Source organism: Telluria sp. AZSoR62, from assembly GCF_058111565.1.
In genome coordinates this window covers 174,651-196,237 of sequence record NZ_JBYTST010000010.1, presented here as the reverse complement: position 1 = coordinate 196,237, position 21,587 = coordinate 174,651, and the positions used below count along the sequence as shown (strand labels likewise).

Annotated in this window: 15 protein-coding genes; 4 read left to right on the top strand and 11 right to left on the bottom strand. The window is 63.1% G+C overall.

Annotation, left to right across the window (positions count from 1 at the left end; all coding sequences use genetic code 11):
* Nucleotides 1-5: 5 nt before the first annotated feature.
* Both AC3XQU_RS16780 and AC3XQU_RS16775 read right to left on the bottom strand, forming a co-directional pair.
* Nucleotides 6-1,040 (bottom strand): GNAT family N-acetyltransferase, encoded by a 1,035-nt coding sequence (locus AC3XQU_RS16780; protein ID WP_489875300.1) that lies wholly within the window; start codon nucleotides 1,038-1,040, stop codon nucleotides 6-8.
* Complete coding sequence (locus tag AC3XQU_RS16775) at nucleotides 1,037-2,245, bottom strand: DegT/DnrJ/EryC1/StrS family aminotransferase (protein WP_489875299.1); 1,209 nt, start codon at nucleotides 2,243-2,245, stop codon at nucleotides 1,037-1,039. The genes AC3XQU_RS16780 and AC3XQU_RS16775 overlap by 4 nt, the downstream gene beginning before the upstream one ends.
* Nucleotides 2,246-2,382: 137 nt before the next feature.
* Here AC3XQU_RS16775 and AC3XQU_RS16770 point away from each other — a divergent pair, with 137 nt between their 5' ends.
* Together AC3XQU_RS16770 and AC3XQU_RS16765 are read left to right on the top strand one after the other, a co-directional pair.
* Nucleotides 2,383-3,969: an acyl-CoA ligase (AMP-forming), exosortase A system-associated gene (locus AC3XQU_RS16770; protein ID WP_489875298.1), complete on the top strand. Its 1,587-nt coding sequence runs from the start codon at nucleotides 2,383-2,385 to the stop codon at nucleotides 3,967-3,969.
* A complete protein-coding gene (locus AC3XQU_RS16765; protein ID WP_489875297.1) occupies nucleotides 3,966-5,195 on the top strand; it encodes a pyridoxal-dependent decarboxylase, exosortase A system-associated in 1,230 nt (409 codons plus the stop codon). The genes AC3XQU_RS16770 and AC3XQU_RS16765 overlap by 4 nt, the downstream gene beginning before the upstream one ends.
* A 4-nt stretch (nucleotides 5,196-5,199) precedes the next feature.
* On the opposite strand, the gene AC3XQU_RS16760 is transcribed toward AC3XQU_RS16765, so the two are convergent.
* The 4 genes from AC3XQU_RS16760 to AC3XQU_RS16745 all read right to left on the bottom strand — a co-directional run bounded on the left by AC3XQU_RS16760 (nucleotide 5,200) and on the right by AC3XQU_RS16745 (nucleotide 9,923).
* A complete protein-coding gene (locus AC3XQU_RS16760) occupies nucleotides 5,200-6,201 on the bottom strand; it encodes a glycosyltransferase family 2 protein (protein WP_489875296.1) in 1,002 nt (333 codons plus the stop codon).
* Nucleotides 6,202-6,225: 24 nt separating this feature from the next.
* On the bottom strand, nucleotides 6,226-7,665 hold the full coding sequence (locus AC3XQU_RS16755) for an oligosaccharide flippase family protein (RefSeq protein WP_489875295.1): 1,440 nt from the start codon (nucleotides 7,663-7,665) through the stop codon (nucleotides 6,226-6,228).
* 3 nt (nucleotides 7,666-7,668) lie between these two features.
* Nucleotides 7,669-8,862 (bottom strand): glycosyltransferase family protein, encoded by a 1,194-nt coding sequence (locus tag AC3XQU_RS16750; RefSeq protein WP_489875294.1) that lies wholly within the window; start codon nucleotides 8,860-8,862, stop codon nucleotides 7,669-7,671.
* 83 nt (nucleotides 8,863-8,945) lie between these two features.
* Entirely contained in the window at nucleotides 8,946-9,923 is a 978-nt protein-coding gene (locus tag AC3XQU_RS16745; protein ID WP_489875293.1) for a glycosyltransferase family 2 protein, read from the bottom strand.
* 188 nt (nucleotides 9,924-10,111) lie between these two features.
* Here AC3XQU_RS16745 and AC3XQU_RS16740 point away from each other — a divergent pair, with 188 nt between their 5' ends.
* Entirely contained in the window at nucleotides 10,112-11,557 is a 1,446-nt protein-coding gene (locus AC3XQU_RS16740) for an oligosaccharide flippase family protein (RefSeq protein WP_489875292.1), read from the top strand.
* An 8-nt stretch (nucleotides 11,558-11,565) separates the two neighbouring features.
* On the opposite strand, the gene AC3XQU_RS16735 is transcribed toward AC3XQU_RS16740, so the two are convergent.
* From AC3XQU_RS16735 to AC3XQU_RS16720, 4 genes are all read right to left on the bottom strand, one after another.
* Nucleotides 11,566-13,926: a glycosyltransferase gene (locus AC3XQU_RS16735; protein WP_489875291.1), complete on the bottom strand. Its 2,361-nt coding sequence runs from the start codon at nucleotides 13,924-13,926 to the stop codon at nucleotides 11,566-11,568.
* Between the two features lie 7 nt (nucleotides 13,927-13,933).
* The gene (locus AC3XQU_RS16730) at nucleotides 13,934-15,334 is read right to left on the bottom strand and encodes a putative O-glycosylation ligase, exosortase A system-associated (protein ID WP_489875290.1); all 1,401 of its coding nucleotides are present in this window, start codon (nucleotides 15,332-15,334) and stop codon (nucleotides 13,934-13,936) included.
* Nucleotides 15,335-15,568: 234 nt separating this feature from the next.
* Nucleotides 15,569-16,726, bottom strand: coding sequence for a glycosyltransferase family 4 protein (locus tag AC3XQU_RS16725; RefSeq protein WP_489875289.1), 1,158 nt, complete (start codon nucleotides 16,724-16,726; stop codon nucleotides 15,569-15,571).
* A complete protein-coding gene (locus AC3XQU_RS16720; RefSeq protein WP_489875288.1) occupies nucleotides 16,727-17,902 on the bottom strand; it encodes a glycosyltransferase family 4 protein in 1,176 nt (391 codons plus the stop codon). It abuts the gene before it with no gap.
* Between the two features lie 340 nt (nucleotides 17,903-18,242).
* On the opposite strand from AC3XQU_RS16720, the gene AC3XQU_RS16715 reads away from it, so the two are divergent.
* On the top strand, nucleotides 18,243-19,604 hold the full coding sequence (locus AC3XQU_RS16715; RefSeq protein WP_489875287.1) for a UDP-glucose dehydrogenase family protein: 1,362 nt from the start codon (nucleotides 18,243-18,245) through the stop codon (nucleotides 19,602-19,604).
* 72 nt (nucleotides 19,605-19,676) lie between these two features.
* Here AC3XQU_RS16715 and AC3XQU_RS16710 read toward each other — a convergent pair whose 3' ends face one another.
* Entirely contained in the window at nucleotides 19,677-21,572 is a 1,896-nt protein-coding gene (locus AC3XQU_RS16710; RefSeq protein ID WP_489875286.1) for an XrtA/PEP-CTERM system amidotransferase, read from the bottom strand.
* Between the last annotated feature and the right edge of the window lie 15 nt (nucleotides 21,573-21,587).

Sequence of the window (21,587 nt, the reverse complement as noted above, 5' to 3'; positions counted from 1 at the left end):
CATATTCAGTTGGAAGTGCTTGCCTGGCCACGCGCCTGCAGCATCGTGTGCAGGTGAGCAAGGGCAGGCCAGCGATAATGGTTGAGATGGTAGAGCGTGCGCACCTGGTCGGTCCAGCGCGTATGCCATTCCATGACCCTGCCGTAGAATTCGATGCGGGCCAAGCGCCCCTCGTCGAACAGAGCGCGGCAAGCTTCTTCGCGCATCAGCAGCGCCGGAGACAGCCCGTTTGGCACGCTTTCGTCGTAGGCCGTTTTCAGGATGACGATGGTGTCGCGCTCCAGGATGCACAGGTCCATCGCCACCAGCTGTTCGCCGAACCAGTAGCGATAGGCGCGTGCGTTACCCTGGCGGGCCAGGGCGCCGAGCACGCGCGTGTAGAAACGACCCTGGGCATTGCCCGCATCGACCGCGGTTCCGCCGCTTGCTTTCCAGCCGGCGCTTTCGAGCCGGCCGTAATCGGCAACGGCTTGCGCCATCTGGTCTGGCCGGGTGACGATCTCCAGGCGCGTCTCCACGCCGTCGGCGGCCAAGCGGTTGCGCTGCTTCTTCAGATTGCTGCGCAAGTTCTTGCCGCGCGCCTGCCAGTAAGCTTCGAAGCCGCCGGCGATGTCGATGCGCGCGGTGGCGATATAGTCGAGACTCCGCGCGCGGCCACCGTCGGCCGGGCGCGCCAGCAGCAGCGGATCGCACTGGGTCAGGCCGACCTGCAACGCAAAACCGGGCAGGGCGCCGGCCAGCTCCGTTAGCAGGAAACCAGTATCGAGCCCAGGCCGTTGCAGCCATAAGCCAAGTGGCGCTTGCGGCGGCTGAAAGCTGGCCCAGCGACCAGGCCCCCGTGGCGCCAGCACAGCGGCCGCGCACGGACCGTCGGCATCTTCGCATAAGGCCAGCAGCTCGTCACCGCCGGCGAATTCGGCCAGCAACGCCGAGACGAACCCGGGTACGAACATGGGTGCGGCCGGCCCGGCGGCATGCAACAAGGCCCACTGCGGCACCAGTGAATCGAAGCGCGCGGCCGGTTCGATGCGCCACTTCATGGCGCCAGCGCGGCGCTCGCGCGCGCGCACAACCAGGCTAGTTCGTCCTCGCGCAGTTCCTGGTGTACCGGGAATGCCAGTATCCGGCGCGACAAGCTGGCACTGGCGGCGCAGCTTCGGGCATCCACGCCCGGCCACAGGGTCGAGGCGAAACGCGTGACCGGCACTCCCCATGCGCACAGGCGCGCGAATGCCGGCTCGGGGTCGTCCACCAGTAGCGGGAACAGCCAAGGGCATACGCTGTCGGGCAAGCATGCGAACAGCGGTTGGCAGCCCGGCAGCTGGCCGAGGGCGCGCTCGAGCTGCAGGTAGTTGGCGCGGCGGCGTGCGACAATGCGCTGGCTGGATGCCCGGCGCAGCAGGCGACGCGCGATCCAGGAGGCGCGCTTGTCGACCCAGGACGGGTCGAACCCGGTGCCGCTGTCGGACGAGTCCGGGGCCAAGCCCGCGGTTGCGGCAATTCCCGGTGCAGCGCGCATGCTCTTCAATGCGCGCCATAGCAGGTCTTTGGCGGCCAGTGGCAGGGCCAGCAGCGCGCGCAGCAGCGGCAGGCGGCCATAGGCAAAACCAAGCTCCAGCGTGTTGAGCAGCGCCTTGATCTCGAAGCCCGGGCCGGCGGGACGCAGCCCGAGCACCAGCGGTCCCCGATTCGATACCAGCACGCCGCCATCGTAGGCCGGGAAGAATTTCATGCTGCTGGCAATGGCGTAGTCGCCAAACGACCCGACCGGCCGTCCTGCGTACTCGCCGAAGAAGCAATGCGCGCAGTCTTCGACCAGGGCCACCCGATTGGCGTCGCACCATGCGCGGATCCGGGTCAGGTCCTGGGGAAAACCGAAGTAGTGGGTCACTACTAGCGCCTTGACCGACGGGTCGAGCCTGTCCGCTATATCGTCCAGGTCGATCGCCGCATCCATGCCCACGCGGTAGAACGCGGGCGTGGCGCCGCGCCATAATACCGGCGGCACCATCGACAGGCTGTGGTAAGCCGGCAGCAGCACGGTATCGCCCTGCTTCACGCCGATTGCACGCAGCGCCAGTGCCAGCGCCACCCGACCGCTGGTCACCAGCTGCGCGTCGCCCGCGTCGAGCACGCTTTTCAGGCCGGTCCGCCCGCGTCCGAAAGACGCGCGCGACAGCACGGGTGCGAGCGGCACGAAGGGGCGAACGGGCTGGGCAAGAGGGAGGGTGGAAGGAAGCTGCATGGATGACTGGGAATGTTCGGTGTATTGTGCCTTGTTTCGCAGGCGAAATGGTAACATTGCGCCCTATTTGCATTGCAATACCGATCGTAAATGACAAGCGCCACCCCCTTGCGTCCCACCCTTTGCGCAACGACACCATGAGCGAGCTGGTCCAAGACTTCATCTTTGCTTCGGCGGCGCGCACGCCGCATGCGCCTGCGCTGGCATACGGCGAGCAACGGCTCGACTATACGGCACTGGCCGATTCAGTGCGCAACGCCGCGGCCGCTCTGGGTGCGCGCCTGCGCGTTCCCGGAGAGCGCATTGCCATCTTCCTGGAAAAGCGAATCGAGAACGTGGCGGCGATGTTCGGCGCGGTGGCCGCCGGCGCCGTGTTCGTGCCGGTCAATCCGCTGCTCAAGCCGGAACAGGTCGCACACATTCTGCAAGACTGTAATGTGCGTATCCTGGTCACCTCGCAGGAGCGGCTGGCAGCGCTGGCGCCTGTGCTTGCAGCCTGTCCCGACTTGCGCACCGTGCTGGCCATCGGCCTGCGCGAGGGTCATGTGTTGTCCACCGGGGTAGAGCTGGCGGCCTGGGCGCCACACCTCGCTGGCGCGGCAGTGGAAAGCAGCCCGGTCCTGGCGCGCCGCATCGACGCTGACGTGGCCGCCATCCTATATACCTCCGGTTCCACCGGCAAGCCAAAAGGCGTCGTGCTGTCGCACCGAAATCTGGTGGCGGGCGCGCATAGCGTTGCAGACTACCTTGGCATCACGCCGCAGGAGCGCATCCTGTCGGTGCTGCCGTTGAGCTTTGACTATGGCCTGAGCCAGCTGACCTGCGCTTTCCTTGCCGGCGCCTCCGTTGTGCTGATCAATCACCTGTTTGCGCGCGACATCGTGGCCGCGGTGACGGCCGAACGCATCACCGGCCTGGCGGCCGTGCCGCCCCTGTGGAACCAACTGGCGCGTTTGTCCTGGCCACAGGATTGCAGCCTGCGCTATCTGACCAATTCCGGCGGCGCCATGCCGGGCGCGACCCTGGCTGCCCTGCGCACGGCCCTGCCGCAGGCCCGGATATTCCTGATGTACGGCCTGACCGAGGCCTTCCGCTCGACCTACCTGCCGCCGGAAGAACTGGACCGCCGCCCCGATTCGATGGGTCGGGCCATTCCAAATGCCGAGGTGATGGTGGTCCGCCCCGACGGCACGCCATGCGCGCCGGATGAGCCGGGCGAACTGGTTCACCGCGGCGCACTGGTGTCGCTGGGGTATTGGAACGATCCGGCCAAGACTGCCGAGCGCTTCCGCCCCGCACCCGGCCAGGATCCGGCCTTGCCACTGGTCGAGATGGCGGTCTGGTCGGGCGACACCGTGCGCCGCGATGCGGAAGGGTTCCTGTACTTCGTCGGCCGCACCGACGATCTGATCAAGGTATCCGGTTACCGCATCAGTCCTACCGAAATCGAGGAGCTGGCCTATGCCAGTACGCTGGTCGAAGAGGCGGTCGCCTTCGGCGTGCCGCATCCCGAACTAGGACAGGCGGTGGTCCTGCTGGCCGTTGCGCAGGACACCAGCGGAGCTGCGCTGCTCAAGCATTGCCAGCGCCATCTGCCTGCCTACATGGTCCCCCAGCACGTGGCACTGCGTAGCGAGCCGTTCCCGCGCAACCCGAACGGCAAGATCGACCGCCCGTCATTGCGCGCCGCCTGCCTTGGTCTTTTTAACAAGGAATCCGCATGAATAAGCCCGTGCACGCGCCGCAAACCCAGTTTCCGGTCCTCGATGGCGAGCTGACGGTCGGCGGCGTCACGCTGTCACGCCTGGCAGAGCGGGTCGGCGCCACGCCGTTCTACGCCTATGATCGGGCCCTGATCACCGCCCGTATGGCAGCGCTGCGCGCGACCTTGCCCGACGATATCAAGCTGCATTATTCGATCAAGGCGAACCCAATGGCTGCCGTGGTGCACTTGATGGCGGGCATGGCCGACGGTCTCGATGTCGCCTCCGGCGGCGAACTGGCTACTGCCCTGGACACCGGGTTCGACCCCCGCCACATCAGCTTCGCCGGTCCAGGCAAAAGCACGCCGGAACTGCGCCGCGCGATAGCCGCCGGCGTTTGCCTGAACGTGGAATCGTGCGGCGAAATCGACCGCATTGCGCAGCAGGCCGATGCGCTGGGCATTGCGCCGCGGGTAGTGCTGCGGGTGAACCCCGACTTCGAGCTGAAGGCGTCGGGCATGCGCATGGGCGGCGGCGCCAAACCGTTCGGCATCGATGCCGAGCGGGTGCCGGAGGCGCTGGCGCAACTGCGCACGCTCGCAATCGCGCCCCTGGGCCTTCATATCTTCTCGGGATCGCAAAGTCTCAAGACCGAGGCGATCGTGGAGGCGCATGCCCGCAGCTTCGAACTGGCGCTGCGCTTGGCCGATGAGTGCGCGCTCGCACCGAAGATGCTGAATCTGGGCGCCGGCTTCGGCATTCCGTATTTCCCCGGCGAGACCGCGCTCGATCTGGCGCCGGTTGCCACCGGTTTGGCCGAATGGCTTCCGCGTATCCGCGCACGGTTGGGCGAGGTGAGGGTGTCCCTGGAATCGGGGCGCTATCTGGTGGGCGAGGCGGGCATCTACGTGGCGCGCGTCATCGAGCGCAAGGAGTCGCGCGGTCAGGTCTTCCTGGTCACCGATGGTGGTCTGCACCATCACTTGGCGGCATCTGGAAACTTCGGACAAGTGATCCGCAAGAACTACCCCGCAGCGATCGGCAACCGGATCGACAGCGGCGAACGCGAAACAGTGACCGTGGTCGGGCCGCTATGCACGCCGCTCGATGTGCTGGCCGACCGCATGGAATTGCCGGCGGCCGGACCGGGTGACCTGGTCGTGGTGTTCCAGTCAGGCGCCTACGGATTATCGGCCAGTCCGGTGGCGTTCCTGGGACATCCGGCGCCGGCGGAGGTGCTGGTGTAAGAAATCAGGCCCGGTACCAGCGCAGGCGCCGGTAATGCTTGATCTTCATCAGGCCGCGCAACAAGCGAATGGTCATGGGCGGGCTGCGTGTCAGGTCGAACGGGCCACCCCGGCCTTGCAGGCCATCGAACGCGCCCAGCAGACAGGCTTGCGCTTTCTGGTCCAGGCCCCGGTCGTACAGCCGGCTGGCGGTAAACAGTGCCCGGTCGAGCAGGCGCAGGCGCAGGAAGCGGCGGTAAGGGGCCGGCGTATGCTCCGTCCAGAACAGGAAGGCATTCCGGTAAAGCAGGTAAAAATAGTGCGGACCGCGCTCTTGCACGTTTGGCTGGGCATGGCGCGCCACCGCATCGAATGCGAGACGATTGGTCCAGCCACCGCGCGACAGGCGCACGCCGATGTCGTCGTCTTCGAAATACGCAAACAGCTTTTCGTTGAGTTCGCCGACCTGGGCCAGGGCGGCAAGACGGAACATCACCACCGTGCCCGCCAACCACATATCGTTGGGGTGGGCTGCTTCCAGTGCCTTGGCCGCCTCGATCGAGTTGGGACGCACTGAATCGAGCATGCGCCAATCGCGTCTGGCGCCGCAGAAATCCATATGCTCGCTGTCGTGCAGCGCGCGAATCACCGGGGATACGCTGCCGCAGCGCGGGTCGGCGTCCATCAGCCGCACCATCTTGCTCAGCGTATCGGGCTCGAGCAAGGCATCGCTGTTGACCAGCCAGACGTAGTCCACACCCCGTTGCGCGGCATGGCGGATCGCCACGTTATGTCCGCCTGCGAAACCCAGGTTGCGCTCCTGGCGCAACAGGGTCACCTGACTAGGGTCGAGACTGGCCTGCAGCGCGGCCCAATCTTCCGGCGCGGAAGCGTTGTCGGTTACTACGATCTCCAGGTTCACCCCGGGCTCGCGCGCCAGTTGCAGAACGGACGACACGCATTCGACAGTCATCGTGGCGGTATTCCAATTCAGGATGCTGACGAGAACGGTTCGTACTTGGCTCATGGTAGATCTGGTATGGATGAATGATTAGCGAGCTTGCCCGCGCATGCGCAGCGCCAGGATACTGTAGGCATTGCTGACCTCTTGCGCCATCGGATGGCGGGCAAGAAACAAGGCCAGCAGCCATGCCAGCGATGCGCACAGGCCGACGATAACAAGGCGCAAGCCCGCGGGGCAGTCGAGTAGTTGCAGAGGCGCCATCGCGGCGCAGACCAAGATGGCCACTACCAGGCTGCGCCAGCAATGATGGACCACCTGCTGGAACTGGATGCCGGTGGCCCGGCGGACGATGAAAAACGCCAGTGCGCATTGCAGTATCTCGGCCAGCACCAGCATGCGCACCACGATGCCCAGATCCGCGGTCAGCGCGCCTATAGTCACCAGCAGCACACGCATGCCTTGCACGGCCGGACTGTAGCGCGACAGCAGATGCGCATTGTTGGTGGCATTGCAGGTCGTGCTCACGAGCGAGGACAGGACGGCAAACGCCGCGCCATAGCACAGGATGCTGGTGTAAGGAGCCGCTTCCAGCCACTTGGGACCGAACAGGACCGCAATCGCATCGAGGGCGAACAATGAAATGACGGCGTACACCGGCCACATGACCGCAGTGAAATAGGACAGCGATTTGAGCAGGAGCGGGGCCACATTGCCGCTCTTGCGTACGTCTTCTGACATCGACGTGAGCACGACCGGCATCACAGCCGACTGCACCGAGTCCTGGACCATCGTGACCAAGGTACCCGAGCGCGACAGCAGACCGACCGCGCTGAAGCCTACCAGTTTGCCAACCACGAGGTCGCTGGAACGCTGGCCGATCTGATCAGACACGCCGGAAACGGTCATGTGGAAGCCAAAGTGCGAAATGTCGCGCCAGTGTGCGAGAGAAAGGCGATAAATTCCGCCTTCACGCAGCACCAGGTTGGCGGCGATGACGAGTACCACGGCACTGGCCAGCTGTCCGAGCGCGAGCGCCTTGGCGCCCCAACCAAGCCAGCCAAACAGGATAGCCACGCCCGCATTGCAGAAAGCGGCTGCCATGCTGACCTTGAACATGTCGACGAAACGCTGGTGACGCAGCATGAGCGCCAATGCGATCGTCGAGAACGGCGATATAAGCAGCCCGAGGGTGGTGATCCAGATGACCGTGGCCACTTCGGGTTTTGCATAGAACGCCGCGACCGGGAAAGAAGCCGCCAGCAGCACCAGTCCCAGCACGGCTGCGATCAGCAGAGACACGGTAAATGCCGTCTGAATCTTGCCTTTAGAAATGTCCGCTTCTTTCACAAGGAAATTGCCCACGCCGAAATCGCGAATGGCATGGGTCAAGGCGGCAATCGCAACACCGATCGAAAACACGCCGGTCTCCTCTGGGGAGATCAAGCGCGACAGAATCATGACCGAAGCAATGTTGACCAGCAGCTGAAGGTGCTTCTGGATGAATGAGATAACGAGGTTGCGACGCACGTGTCAGGCTGCTTTCAGTTGCGGATGTAAAGACCACTGTCCCCGCATCTGGAGGTATTCCGCGGCAGCCGCATCCGGAAGGCGGCTGCGGTACGCGGCGTCGAGGTTGAGGCGTTGGCGCGCATAGCGCGCCGCATCGAAGCCGCCGAGCACGCCGTTGATGGCGGCAGCCATCTCGTCTTCCGTGCTGCAGATATGGCCGATGTCGCCGAAGCGCTCCTCGAGCTCGCGCATGACGGGCGTGTCGAAGGCAATGACCGGCTTGCGCCAGCGCAGTACATCAAGCAATACACCACTGGCGGACAGACCGTAATAATCCATATTGTAAGGAAGGATGACGTAATGCAGCCGAGCCAGCTCGTCGTCGAACACTTCGCGGGGCAACCATTCGGTCGAGATCGGATGTGGACCACTGATGCCGCTCAGGTCGAGCTGTTCGCTAGCGCCCTGCAGCTTGCCGATCAGGCGGAACAGCGCGCGGTGCTGCAGCCCTTCCTGCGCGCGCAAGGCGAGGCGCGCGAATACGTCGAGGCCCTTGGACTTACCCGCAATACCGAGCAGGCCAAAACGCAGGTCGCCCTGTGGCGAATCAGGTGCCTGCCAGTCGAAAGTGGCCGGCATGCAAGGATGCCGAATGACGTCGATGAACGCCGCCGCGCCCGGATGGAGCGCGTCGATGTTGGTGCGGATGTGGGTTTCCAGTGCCAGCAGACGCACGTCCGGATGATTGGCATAGGCGATGCTCGTCGTGTAATCGCGTGCACGCAGCAGAGGGTTGCGCGAGCGCGGTCCACGCAGGCTGTGGATGTCTCCATGCAGCACCAAATGGCAGCGAAAACCCGGTGTCATCATCCGGTACAGTTTGGCGGCCCAGATGTGATGCGGTTGACCAGTTAGAAAAATGACTTGCGGCTGCTGATCGCGCAGTGGTCCGTAGGTATCGCGCAAGACGCGCAAGGTGTCGGCCATCAACTTGAAGAAATCGCGCGGATGAGGCGAGGGCGGCGTGTAGGACAACTGGCGCAGCCGTCCTTCCAGCATGGCATCCGGTTCGCCAAAAGCGGCGGCCAGGTGCGAAGGCTGGCCGTAGATCGTCAGGCTCTCTTCGGGGTAGGCATGCGCAACCATTTGTACGAAGGCACGCGTGAATGGAGCGTGCGACATCCCGTACTGGGTTAATTCATAGAATAAGACCATGCTATTGCCTTCACTACCGCAAGATTGATTGATTTCGGGAATTATTATATAAGAGACATTGAATGTCCGACGCACGCTTGGGCCTACTTGGCTTGTGTCGTCCGCCATAGTGGGTGGCGCATGCTTTCAGGAAGCCGGGTAATCAGGGATTTCATCCGGAAGCGCAGGTCGCGCGGGCGCTCGCGCAGATGTTCGAGGCTGTGCACTGCCAAGGGAAAGTTACCACGTGCAAATGCCTCGGAAAATACCGCGAGACGGCGTTCATCGATACTCTGAAGAATGGCTGCACGATACCGCTCGGCCAGAGGATGGTGTTGCAGCGCATATTCCAGAATCTGGATACATCCGCTGTTCTGGCGCAGGTTGTCGATCGAGTCGTTGCTGTCGTGTTTGCGGATGCGTACTAGGGGAGGGGCGCACAGGGCCACGCGTCCTGCGGCAATGAGGCGCAAGGTGAATTCCCAGTCTTCCGCGCCGACGCGATTGAAGCGGGCATCATATCCACCGATCGCCTCATACAGCGATTTGCGTATCAGGCTTCCTGAAGGGAACAGGGGCTGGAACGCCACCGTACGCGCGTACAAATCGGGAATATCGTGCCACATGTCGCCACTGCGCTTGGCGCCATCGAAGAAATCGGCCGGCGCGCCGGAGAACTTGTCGGCCTGGTCTTTCGTTTCCGTGAACGGGATGAAGTTGCAATAGATCGCGTCGCACGCCGGATCGCTCTGCAGATGGCGGGCGACGGTGGCGCTGTATGCAGGCACCAAGAGATCGTCGGAATCGCACAAGGCTATCCAATCGGAAGCTGCCGCGCGCACGCCAGCGTTACGCGCCTGCTGCACGCCACCGTTGGGAACATTGAGGACAGTAATACGGGCGCCAAATCTGGCTAGGACTTCCATCGTGTTATCGGTCGAACCGTCGTCGACAACGATGATTTGCTCGAATGGATGCTGCTGATTCAATGCGCTTTCGATGGTTTCAGCGATCAGTGCGCCCCGGTTATAAGTAGGGATCACTAGGGTGATGCCGACGGGATGCTGCGAGGAAGTGAACAAGGAGTCTCCGAAAAGCAGGCAGCATCGGCAAGCGTGCGATGCTGGAAAATTGACGTCTGAGTAACGCCTTCTATTCTGCCATAGTGTCACTAGGAAAAGGTTCTAGTACGCCTGATTGTGGCATTGCAAGAACATCAGTGTACAATCGGCAAGGTGCCCAGTCCGTCGCACCCTCTTCCGGAATTCCCATGGCCGACCTGCGGCGCTCACTGTTGATTACCTTCTGTTCGTCATCAGGCTCTACGCTCCTGCATTTCATCGTCAGTCTGATATTGGCCCGACTGCTGAGCCCCCACGATATCGGGGTGTTCTCGATGACAGTCGTATTCGTCAATATCGCGCACATGTTCCGTGACTTCGGCGTCGCCACCTACGTCCAGCACGAGAAAGAGCTTTCGGCAGAGAAAATGCGTTCAGCAATGGGTGTCATGTTCGTGACGTCTTGGACCATTGCATCGGTGCTCTATGTGCTGAGCGGCCTGCTAAGCGACTGGTTCGGCGAACCGGCCATGGAAGCGGTGATGCAGGTGCTTGCCCTCGGTTTTGTGTTCATCCCCTTCGGTTCGATCACCCAATCGTTGCTGATCCGGGAACTGGCGGCCGACAAGCAGGCCTGGATCCACGGTGCCGGGACGATCAGCTACTGCGTGAGTTGCCTGCTGTTGGCGTGGCTCGGATTAGGGGCGATTAGCCTGGCGTGGGCGAACCTGGCCAACATTCTGGCGACGGTGCTGGTTTGTGTTCTGTTGCGTCCACCTGGCATGCCGTGGCGTCCCTCCTTGCGCCACTGGCGCAACGTAGTCCAGTTCGGGGCGGGAACACTGGCGACGAATTGCGCCGATGCGGTCAACAACGCACTACCCGACGTGGTACTTGGGAAGTTGGGCAGCGCCAGCCATGTCGGCCTGTTCAGCCGCGCTAATTCGACGGTGTCGATCTTCAGCCATGTTGCAGGCGCCACAATGAATTATGGCGCTGTTGCCTATCTGTCGCGCTCTCATCACAAAGGCGAAGCACTCGCCCCTATTTTGATGCGTGCCTCGCGCCTGGTGACCGGGATAGGCTGGCCCGCATTCGCGGTGACGGCGCTGCTTGGTGCTGATCTCATCCGGGCATTATATGGGCAGCAATGGATGGATTCCGTACCGGCGGTCGCGCCCCTGGCGCTGGCCGCCGCGGCAGCCATGCTGTTCCAGTATCTTCCGGCGACGCTCACCGCGCAGGGCCGGCCCTATCTATCTAGCCAGCCGTTGCTGGCCATGATCGCGGCCCGTATCGCACTGGCGGCGTACTTGTATGACGGTAGCTTGCGTAGTTTCGCGTGGGCCATTTGTCTGGCAACGTTGTCAATCGTACCGCTCATGCTATGGATGCAGTGGCGCCATGTTGGCCTGGGACCGGCGCGTTTTTTAAGAGGAATGTTGCCAAGCGCAGTGGTGGCGTTTGCCTGTGCCTTGGCCTGTGCGACCTTGCAAGCAGCGATGTCGGCCACGCTGCCCGCGTGGGCGCGCCTGCTGGTTCTGATGCCGGCCCTGGCCGTGGTCTGGTATGGCGCGTTGCGGCTGACGCACCACGAATTACTGGACGAAGTGCATCGTCTCGGCGTCGGCTTGCGTACAAGGCTGGCTGGCTGAGGGTTCGCTCAGCGCCGCTTCGACACCAGCAGACGCTCGCATGCACGGAGGAACTGGTGCGCAACAGCGGCAGTATTGTTGTCGCGCGCCAGTTGCAGCCCATAGTCGGCCAAGGATTGCGACAGTTCCGGGTCTGACAGAATGCGCTTGATCGCTTCTGCAATTTGTTCAGGCTGGTAACCGTCTACCAGCAGTCCCGATTTTCCGTCGTGGACGGCTTCGACCGCACCACCTGCCCGTCCGCCGACCACTGGTTTGTGGCACGCATTTGCTTCCCTGAATACGAGACCGAAGCCTTCGGTATCGCCATCCGCCATCGTGCGGTTCGGCATGACGAACAGGTCGCAGGTGCGCAGATAGCGCAACAGTTCGTCGTCGCTTACCTTGCCTACCAGTGTCACATGCGATGCCAACCCGAGGTCGGCAATCATGCGCTTGAGATGCGGGCGCATTTCCCCGTCGCCGACGATCAAGTAATGCACGTCGTCGCGGTGCGCGACGATGTCACGCATCGCCTGGATCGTCATGTCGATGCCCTTGCGTTCCACCAAGCGGCCGACCGTCAGGATGATCTTCTTCCCCTCGAGCCGGTGACGGGCAATCAGCTCCTCATCGCGCATGCCGGGCGAAAACCGGTTGGTATCGACCCCATTCGGAATCAGGGTAATGGCATCCGGTGCAATACCCATCTGGTCGGTCAGCACATCGCAGGTAAAAGAGCTGACGGCTACGATCTTGTCGGCGGCCTGGAGATAGCGTTGGCGCCATTTGCCGTATAAACGGCCGCTGGCGACCGTTGTCAATTCTTCACCGTGCACATAGACCACCAGCTTGCAGTCATAGACTTTTTTCAGCGCGATACCGAGCAATCCGCCCGCCACCACTTCGCCGATGCAGATGACATTGATATCGTGACGCCGTATCAGTTTCCCAGCACGCAGGAAGACCTTGGCGAACAAGGGTAGATCCTGACCGAGCAGTCGATACAGGGACACGAAGGCGTTGGCCGGTCCTGGCAGCATGCGGGGACGCAGCAAGGCGCTACGCTCGATCGGGAAAGACTTTTCCTCATCATGCGCGCGCCAACCTTCGATCTCCTTGCCTGTCATGTAACTTTCATAGGCCGTCAGCACCCGGATGCTGCCTTTTGGCATATTTGCGCACAGGTTGTCGTAGACTACCGCCGAACCGCCGTGAATGGGGGGGAACATGCTTGCGATCATGAGACACCGTACATCCGTTTCCGGCACGGCGGCGCCCACTTTGCGCGGGACAAGAGTTTGTACCGGTACCATTACGTTGCGCGCCAGCTGGAGTGCCACCTGTTCGTCGGTCACGCCCCAAGGGGAGAAACGTGGCAGCTGGAAGATGTCCGAAGAGCGCGTTGCCACGCCATTGCTAGTGGTGAGAGCAGAAGTGTAGCCGCAGGCCTTGACGATCTCGACATGCTCGGGGCCAAAGTCGGTACCGGGACGTCCGTTCGGATAAGCAAACGAGCTGACCTCGCCACCAATGATGGCCTCGAGTTCTTCCTTGCAGCGGCCGATTTCGTCGCGCGCTTCGGCGAGCGTGCTCTCGTTGAGGATCGGATGGTGTACGGTGTGGGCGCCGATTTCAAAACCCTGGCTGTGCAGTGCGCGCACTGCCCCGCTGCCGAAGCGTGCCGGCAGCACCAATGGCTGCCCTGCCTGTGCCTCGAGCATGGCGATCGCATCGATCCGCTCGCGCAGAGGGACATATTTCAGGCGTTCCTGCAGATCTTGCACAAGTCTCGCACGCTGTTCCAGCGTGTCGAGACGCGCATAGCTGCCGAAACCGAAGGGCAGGGACACATTGTTATCGGGGAGCGCGCGCACGGCGGAGGTGATCCGCTCGTGCCATAGCGATGCCCCATCGTGCAACTGACCGGTCGTGACAAAAAAAGTGGCTGGCAGGTTACGCTGGCGCAGGGCTGGCGCGATGTGGTCTACCCACTCGGTATAGCCGTCATCGAAAGTTAACACCACCGCGCGGCGCGGCAGCGTGCCATTAGCCAGGGCGGCGGTGGCTTCCGACAGTGGCAGGACGTGCGTGTTAGCGGCGAAAAAGTCCAGGAGCGGCTCGATCCTGTCCAGCGTCAATTCGCGCGGTGTCAGCGGGTCGGCATGGCGCGGGATCTTATGGAACAGCATCAGCGACAGGCGGCCGCGCGTTCCTCCTGGCGAGATCAGGGAGAGCATGCTCTTGATGATGCCGGACTTGATAGGAGCAACAGGTTTCACAGGCATGCCCATGGATTGGCGCTTGGCCGGGATCGATTCAGGAACACTCATTGTGTTGGATGCGCCGACAGGCGCAGCAAAGTTGTCCAGGGTCTGGTTGGTTGTCATGGTGTGCTCAGCCTGCCTTCTTCAATGGTGTTTTCAAGGCAGCGGGCACGCCTTGCCGTCCGGCGGAACCAAGTACCTGGCGTTGCACGGGCGTTACCGCCGCGGTGCCGGCAGATGCGAGGGCGGCGGGTAGCAATTTGGTTTCGATGACAATTGCCAGGGCAAAGAGGGTAAAGATCAGGTCGAAATACGCAAAGCTCAGTGCAGCACCGCCAAGCGCAAAAGCGAAAATACTCAATTGGATCATGGCAGCCAGGTTGGCAAGCCATGCCGGTCCCTGGCCCTTGCGCACCATGCGTGCCACCTTGGCTACCTTGCGGAAAGCCGTCACGAGGCAGGCGACATACAATGCCAAGCCTCCGAAGCCTTGGTCGCCCAGGACCTGGAAGTACACGCTGTGCGCGGCGCGCGCAAAGGGAGGAGGGACCGCATCGCCGGTGTAGAACCACGGGTAGGAGTGGAAACTTCTGATGAGATTGTCGTTGACGGCCTTGATCTCCAGCGCCTTGAAGCCGCCACCAAACACGGGATTCTCGACAGCCATGATAAAGCTGAGTTTCCATGCAACCACTCGTCCCATGAACGAATCATCGGCAGCAGCGTCACCGATACTGTCCATTCGTGCGGTCCATTCGGACGTGACGATTGCGGACAAGGCCATGACGACGACGACGATCAGGATGGTCAGCAAGCCTTTGCGGTCGCTCTTGAGGAACAGGTACCCGGCAACCGCCACCATAGACACGAAGCCGCCGCGGGACTGGGTACCGATGACGGCGAATACCAGCATCGCCATCGTTCCTAACAAGCCCAGCTGGATAATACGGGAACGCTTGCCGTATTCGCCCAGCAGATACGCGCAGATCGGTAGAGTCATTACAAAAGCAACCGACAGCTCGTTGCGGTCACCCAGCACGTGGCCTTCCAATCCCGAGATCGCGTGTTTTCCTCCACTGAGGATGAATTTCAATGCCTCCAGGTCGCCGTAGAAGCCGACCGACAAAGCAATGCCCCACAGTACGATATCGACATGCAGCTTTTTTTCGACAATCAACAATACGAAGATAAACAGCGCGATGACCTTCCAGAAGCGATTCCAGTAGGTCCATGCGACTTCGGGATTGCCGATAGTGAAAATCGCACTGATAGTTGTCCAGACGAAGAACATCAGTACCAAAACACCGAGGCCGGTCAGTTTGAACTTAGGCTTGTTCTTACTCACTAGATAGCTGAGGATCGTTACCCCAGCAAAGAGCAAGTTATAGCGGATATTGCCGGCAATGCCGTACACCCAGCCATTCGGGAAAAAGAGTGCAGTCCATGGCCACATTCCTAGCGCAATAAAGGGGCGCCTGAACATGGCATAGAGGAGCAATGGCAATATTGCCAACAAAAAAATGTCGCGCATCGGTTAACGATCCTGGCGGGAAGCGTCAGGTTTTGCGACGGCATTTTCCCTGCGCTCCTCGCGCAAGCCCCAGTAGCACAGGTAGACCACTGCAACAAGGTCAAGCATCCACAACAACGATTCCATTTATATCTCGGGTCTGGTAGTCGGTACTAGGTAGAAACGTGCCCGGACAGGGCGCCGACTGGAGTGTAAACCATTGCGCCGGTGGACCGACACTTGCATAGGGGATATTTACGCACGACGCAACAGACCTTGGAACAGCCCGACCACGCGCAGGGCGTTCTCGTGCCAGGTCAGTTTTTGTTCGGTAATCGTGGCGCGCGCGCCCGCGGCGACGCGTTCGCGCAGCGCACGGTCGGTGCACAGGCGGTCCACGGCGGCGGCCATCGAGGCGGTGCTGTTCGGGTCGAACAGTACCGCATTCTGGTCCGGCGCCAGGATTTCCTCGATGTTCGGCTGGGCCGGGCCGATGATGGCCTTGCCCAGCGCGAGGTATTCGAACAGCTTGAGCGGCGAGGCATAGGCCACCACGGCCGGCTGCAGGGCGATGTCGAAGGCGGCCACGTGGCGCGCCACGTCGTCGCGCTCGACGATGCCGGTGAAGGTCACGCGGTTGGCGATGCCCAGGTCGCGCGCCTGCTGCTCGAGCGCGGCGCGGGCCGGGCCGTCGCCCACCACGAGCAGGTGGCGGCGCGATTCCGGCGGGTCGCCGGCGATCAGGTCGACCACCTTGTCCAGGCCGTGCCAGTCGCGCACGAAGCCGGTGAAGCCCAGCACCAGGTTGCCTTCCAGACCGAGCGCGCGCTTGGCCGCTTCGACATCGGGCACGCCGCCGAAGCGCTCGCCGTTGATGCCGTTCGGGATCACGACGATGCGCTCTTCCGGCACGCCGTAGGAGGCGACGATGTCGCCCAGCACGCGCGTGACCGGCAGCACCACGTCGGCATTGCGCCAGGCGTAGGCTTGCGACCAGCGCGCCAGGCGCGTGAGCGACAGGCCGTCGTAGCGGCTGCGCTCTTCCAGGATCGGGGCATTGATCTCGAGCAGCAGCGGCAGCTTGTACTTGCGCGCCAGCCAGATACCGGCCGGCAGGAACAGGTTGTAGCGTTCGTAGATGCAGTCGGGCTTGTGCTGGCGCACGGCCTTGGCCAGGCGGCGGTAGGCTACCAGCGAATAGCCCAGTTCCATCAGCTCGTAGAACCATTTCGGCAGGTAGCGCTTGAGCAGGGCAACCGCGCCGGCGTCCGAGCCGAAGGACTCGGTCTCGGCGCTCGGGGGCGCCACGATGATGATCTCATGGCCCTGCGCACGCAGCGCGCCGATCATTTCTTCGATGTGGACGTATTGCCCGTCCTTGGAACGGGTGCGGTGGTGATAAAGGATGCGCATTTACGGCTGCCCCATGAGGATGTTGCGGAACAGGTCGATCTGTCCCTGAGTAGTCTGGTCCCAGCTGAAGCGTTCGGCGTAGCGGCGGGTGTCGGCGCGGTCGGGCGCGGCGGCGCGCAGCAGCTCGATGGCTTCCACCAGGCTTTCCGGCGTGCGATCGAGCATCAGGCGGCCCGCTTCCGGCGCAGTGACGACTTCCGGCGTGCCGCAGATGCTGGTGGCCACCACGGGCGTGCCGCAGGCCATCGATTCGAGCAGTACATTGGCCCAGCCTTCGCGGCTGGAAGCGAGCACCATCAGGTCGGCCGCGCCGTAATAGGTGCGCAGCTCGGTCTGGGGCACGGGGCCCAGCAGGCGCACGCGGTCGGCCACGCCCAGCTCGCGCGCCAGCGCCTCGAGCTTGCCGTGGTCCGGGCCGTCGCCCGCCACCAGCAGGGTCACGCCCGGCAGGCGGGTCAAGGCCTTGACGATGATGTGGTGGCCCTTGTGTTCGTTCAGGCGGCCCACCGACAGCAGGGTGTAGCCGTCCAGGCCGAGCGCGGCGCGGGCGGTGGCGCGGTCCAGCGGCGCGAAGCGCTGCAGGTCGACGCCGTTGCGCAGCGGGGTGATGCGGCGCGGGTCGGCGCCGAGCTTGGCCAGTTCGTCCTTCAGGTAGCTGCAGACGGTGATCACGGCGCGCGCGTTCTCGGCGGCCCACAGGATCATCTTGCGCGGCACGGGAAACTGCGGCAGCAGGTTGATGTCGCTGCCGCGCGCGGTGATCACGACCGGCTTGTTGAAGTACTTGCCGAGCATGACGGCGGCCACGCCGTCCGGATAGAAGTAGTGCGCGTCGATGGCGTCGAAGTCGTAGCCGCTGTCGATCAGGCGGCCGATGGCCGGGCGCACCGCGCGCGCCATCAGCTGGGGCGCGACGTTCATGCCGATCTTGGGCAGCGCCACATAGCGCGGATGCATGACCTCGATGCCGCCGCGTACCTCGGCGGCCGGCACGCGCGCCATCTTGCCGTAGTTGCCGAAGCGTTTCCCCTTGAAGGGGAACCAGGGCACCGGCGCGACCACGCGCGACTCGACCTGGCCGCTGGCGACCAGGTAGCGCAGCCGGGTTTCCACGAACAGGCCGTGGTTGGGCTGTTCGGCATTCGGAAACAGGGTGGAAAACGTCAGTAATTTCATTTCGGGAGTGGCCGGATGAGCATCCCGGCGCGGCCGCCTGCGGCGCGCGGAAGGATCCGCGGGGCGGCTGCGCGCGACTGCTGCAGCAGCAAGAGCAATGCTTGCCGGATTGCTATTTTCGTTAAAAACAAGTCAGTATATTACCTTAGAAAAATTAAAAGATCGCATTGTTTCGTGCGAGAAACGTAGCGCAATTCCGACGTACAAATGCCGCCACACAATAGGGGTTGATCCGTTTGCAATTTTTTAACAGCACTGTTAGTCTTGCTGGAAACTTTCGCGGCCGGCGGCCCCAGCAGTGCAGCCACGGCCATTCGTGCACTTCTCAGTCTGAATTCCTATGAAAATTTCCATCATTGGCACCGGGTATGTTGGCCTGGTGTCCGGCGCCTGCTTTGCCGACGTCGGCAACACCGTGCTCTGCCTTGACGTCGACGCCCGTAAAATCGACATGCTCAAGGACGGGCAAATCCCGATCCATGAACCCGGCCTCGACTCGTTGGTCGCGCGCAACGCCAGCGCAGGCCGCCTGCTGTTCTCGACCAGCTACGACGACGCCGTCGCCCACGCCGAATGCATCTTCCTGGCCGTCGGCACCCCGCCGGACGAAGACGGCAGCGCCGACCTGACCCACATCCTGGCTGCCGCGCGCAGCATCGGCCAGCGCATCACGCGTCCGGTGGTCGTGGTCGACAAGTCGACCGTGCCGGTCGGTACCGCGGACAAGGTCCGCGCCGCCATTTCCGGCGAGCTGGACAAGCGCGGCGTGAGCGTCGAGTTCTCGGTCATCAGCAATCCCGAATTCCTGAAGGAAGGCGCGGCCATCGGCGACTTCACGCGCCCGGACCGCATCGTGATCGGCAGCGACAGCGCCAGCGCGACCCAGCTCATGCGCCAGCTGTACGCACCGTTCAACCGCAACCACGAAAAGCTGGTCGAGATGGACGTGCGCAGCGCCGAGCTGACCAAGTACGCCTGCAATGCCATGCTGGCCACCCGCATCAGCTTCATGAACGAAGTGGCCAACCTGGCCGAGCTGCTGGGCGCCGACATCGAGGCGATCCGCATGGGCATGGGCCTGGACCCGCGCATCGGCCCGAGCTTCCTGTACGCAGGCGTGGGCTATGGTGGTTCGTGCTTCCCGAAAGACATCAAGGCACTGGTCAAGACCGCTGCCAACCATGACCAGCCGATGTACCTCCTGAACGCCACCGAGAAGGTCAACGAGGCGCAGAAGGACGTGCTGTTCAACAAGCTGTGCCGTTTCTTCGGCGGCGAAGCGGCCCTCAGCGGCCGCACGGTCGCGATCTGGGGCCTGTCGTTCAAGCCGAATACCGACGACATGCGCGAAGCGCCGAGCCTGCGCCTGATCCGCAAGCTGTTCGCGGCCGGCTGCAAGGTCGTGGCCTACGATCCGGTGGCGGCGGAAGAAGCCGGCCGCGTGCTGGTGGCCGAGCATGGCGCCCAGCGCTGCGACGAGCTGCTGCGCATCGTGGGCTCGGCCAACGAAGCGGTGCGCGGCGCCGATGCGCTGGCCCTGGTCACCGAGTGGAAGGAATTCCGTTCGCCCGACTTCAGCTACCTGGCGCAGGAACTGTCGTCCAAGGCCGTGTTCGATGGCCGCAACATCTACCAGCCGGCGACCGTGTCGTCGTATGGCCTGCATTACGAAGGCATCGGCCGCGTCAGCTCCGCCGCCTGAACGTGACAACCGGGCCTGCGGCCCGGTCATCGTGCTCGATAAAACGCCCGGTCAAGCCGGGCGTTTTGTATTTCAGCGCTCCAGGCTCACGCGCAGGAAGGCTTCGAACATCAGGACCGACCACAGCGGGGCGCTGTAGTCGCTGGCGCCCGACTCGTGTTGCTCGACCATGTGGCGCAGATACTTCTCGTTGAAGATGCCGGTGTCGAGCAGGCGCTGGCTCAGCACCGCGTCGCGCACGGCCTGGCGCAGCGGGCCGCGCAGCCAGGCCGCGACCGGGATCGAGAAGCCTTTCTTGGAGCGGTACAGCACGTCGTTCGGCAGGAAGGGCTCGAGCGACTTCTTGAAGATGTACTTGCCTTCGCCGCCCTTCAGCTTGATGTCCGACGGTAGTCCCGACACCCACTCCAGGAAGGTGTGGTCCAGCAGCGGCACGCGCACTTCCAGCGAGTGGGCCATGCTGGCGCGGTCGACCTTGGTCAGGATGTCGCCCGGCAGGTAGGTCTTGAAGTCGAGGTATTGCAGCACCGACAGCGGGTCGTCGGTCGGCGCATTGGCCGCATGGCCCCGCATCACGTCGATCGCGCGGTAGCCCTGCAGGCGGCTGCGGAAGCCGTCGCTGAACAATTCGTCGCGCACCCGGTCCGGCATGATGGACACGCCGTGGAAGTAGCCCTCGACCAGGTCGCGCGCCAGCGCCTCGAAGGTGGTCTTGGCGCGGAACATGCGCGGCGCCCAGTCGGCCTTCGGATACAGCGCGCCCAGGGTGCCGAACAGCGGCTTGCGCAGGCCGGCCGGCAGCTTCGAGCGCACGCTGTGCTCGGCCATCGCATAGCGGTAGCGGCGGTAGCCGGCGAAGTTCTCGTCGCCGCCGTCGCCCGACAGCGCCACCGTCACCTGCCGGCGCGCCAGCTGGCAGACGCGGTAGGTCGGGATCGCCGAGCTGTCGGCATACGGCTCGTCGTACAGGCCGGCGAGCGTGTCGACCAGGCCGTAGTCGTCCTTGCTGACCACCTGGGCATGGTGGCGCGTCGCGTAGCGCTCGGCCACCATCGACGCGTACTTCGATTCGTCGAACTCGGGGTCGTCGAAGCCGATCGAGCAGGTAGTGACCTGCTCCTTGCCCTGCTGGGCCATCATGGCCACCACGGCGCTCGAATCGACGCCGCCCGACAGGAAGGCGCCCAACGGCACTTCCGATTCGGTCTGCGACAGCACCGCTTCCTGCAGGCGCGCGGCCAGTTCTTCGGTGACCTCGGCTTCCGGACGCGGCGCGTGCGGGCGGAAGGGCAGGTCCCAGTAGCGCCGCGGTTCGACTTTGGTGTCGCCCACGCGCAGGGTAATGCAGTAGCCCGGGCTGAGCTTGAAGGCGTTGTTGAAGATGGTGCCCGGTTCCGGCACATAGCCGAAGGCGAAATACTCCTCGACCGCGCGCGGGTTCAGCTCGCGCGACAGTTCGGGGAAGGTCATGATCGATTTGAGCTCGGAGCCGAACACGAACAGGCCATTGGGCAGCAGCGAATAGAACATCGGCTTGACGCCCACGTGGTCGCGCGCCATGAACATCAGCTGGCGGTTGCGGTCCCATAGCGCGAAGGCGAACATGCCGCGCAGGCGGCGCAGGCAGTCCTCGCCCCAGGCTTGATACGCCTGCATCACCACTTCGGTGTCCGACTTGGTGCGGAACACGTGGCCCAGCGCGACCAGCTCGTCGCGCAGCTTGCGGTAGTTGTAGATCTCGCCGTTGAACACCAGGGTCATGGTGCCGTCCGCGCTGCGGAAGGGCTGCTGGCCGGTGGCGATGTCGATCACCGACAGGCGCCGGTGGCCCATGCCCAGGCCCGGTTCCAGGTACAGCTCGCCCTCATCCGGGCCACGATGGTGCTGGCTTTCGTTCATGCGTCGCAGCGCTTCGCGATCGATCCCGCGGCTGCCGCGGGTATCCAGGATGCCGACAATTCCGCACATAGTTCTGGGTGTTCC

Coding starts and splice junctions, on each gene's coding strand:
- AC3XQU_RS16765 (WP_489875297.1), top strand. CDS start 3,966: ATGAATAAGCCCGTGCACGCGCCGCAAACCCAGTTTCCGGTCCTCGAT.
- AC3XQU_RS16715 (WP_489875287.1), top strand. CDS start 18,243: ATGAAAATTTCCATCATTGGCACCGGGTATGTTGGCCTGGTGTCCGGC.
- AC3XQU_RS16730 (WP_489875290.1), bottom strand. CDS start 15,334: ATGCGCGACATTTTTTTGTTGGCAATATTGCCATTGCTCCTCTATGCC.
- AC3XQU_RS16780 (WP_489875300.1), bottom strand. CDS start 1,040: ATGAAGTGGCGCATCGAACCGGCCGCGCGCTTCGATTCACTGGTGCCG.
- AC3XQU_RS16775 (WP_489875299.1), bottom strand. CDS start 2,245: ATGCAGCTTCCTTCCACCCTCCCTCTTGCCCAGCCCGTTCGCCCCTTC.
- AC3XQU_RS16770 (WP_489875298.1), top strand. CDS start 2,383: ATGAGCGAGCTGGTCCAAGACTTCATCTTTGCTTCGGCGGCGCGCACG.
- AC3XQU_RS16740 (WP_489875292.1), top strand. CDS start 10,112: ATGGCCGACCTGCGGCGCTCACTGTTGATTACCTTCTGTTCGTCATCA.
- AC3XQU_RS16750 (WP_489875294.1), bottom strand. CDS start 8,862: ATGGTCTTATTCTATGAATTAACCCAGTACGGGATGTCGCACGCTCCA.
- AC3XQU_RS16710 (WP_489875286.1), bottom strand. CDS start 21,572: ATGTGCGGAATTGTCGGCATCCTGGATACCCGCGGCAGCCGCGGGATC.
- AC3XQU_RS16725 (WP_489875289.1), bottom strand. CDS start 16,726: ATGCGCATCCTTTATCACCACCGCACCCGTTCCAAGGACGGGCAATAC.
- AC3XQU_RS16735 (WP_489875291.1), bottom strand. CDS start 13,926: ATGACAACCAACCAGACCCTGGACAACTTTGCTGCGCCTGTCGGCGCA.
- AC3XQU_RS16760 (WP_489875296.1), bottom strand. CDS start 6,201: ATGAGCCAAGTACGAACCGTTCTCGTCAGCATCCTGAATTGGAATACC.
- AC3XQU_RS16720 (WP_489875288.1), bottom strand. CDS start 17,902: ATGAAATTACTGACGTTTTCCACCCTGTTTCCGAATGCCGAACAGCCC.